General features: G+C 65.1%; 1 protein-coding gene. It reads left to right on the top strand.

The window, feature by feature from the left end; genetic code table 11:
- The coding region (locus tag KIF87_RS23040) for a helix-turn-helix domain-containing protein (RefSeq protein ID WP_213330844.1) at positions 1-450 on the top strand (450 nt) is incomplete at both ends.

Raw genomic sequence — 450 nt, 5'->3', positions numbered from 1 at the left:
TTGTTCGCCTCGCAGGACGGGGCGAACATCCGTTCCCTCTGCCGTCGCTTCGGCATTTCACCTGCCACCGCCTACAAGTGGCTTCGCCGCTGGGCTCAGGAAGGTGCCGCCGGCCTTCAGGACCGTCCGCGCATACCGCACCATTCCCCTAACCGCTCGTCAGACGACATCACAGCCCTGCTGCGCATGGCACATGACCGCCATGAGCGCTGGGGAGCCCGCAAGATTAAGCGCTGGCTCGAAGACCAGGGGCACCGCATGCCCGCCTTCAGTACCGTCCATAACCTGATGGCCCGCCATGGTCTGCTGCCGGGCGCTTCACCGGGCATTCCCCCCACGGGACGGTTCGAACATAACGCGCCGAACCGCCTCTGGCAGATGGATTTTAAGGGCCACTTTCCCTTTGGCGGCGGCCGCTGCCATCCGCTCACCCTGCTGGACGACCACTCC

It is taken from the genome of Enterobacter sp. 120016 (assembly GCF_018383635.1).
In the GTDB taxonomy this organism is placed as follows: domain Bacteria; phylum Pseudomonadota; class Gammaproteobacteria; order Enterobacterales; family Enterobacteriaceae; genus Enterobacter; species Enterobacter asburiae_D.
The sequence above is the reverse complement of the archived record's forward strand: the minus strand, read 5'-3'. Positions and strand labels throughout refer to the sequence as shown.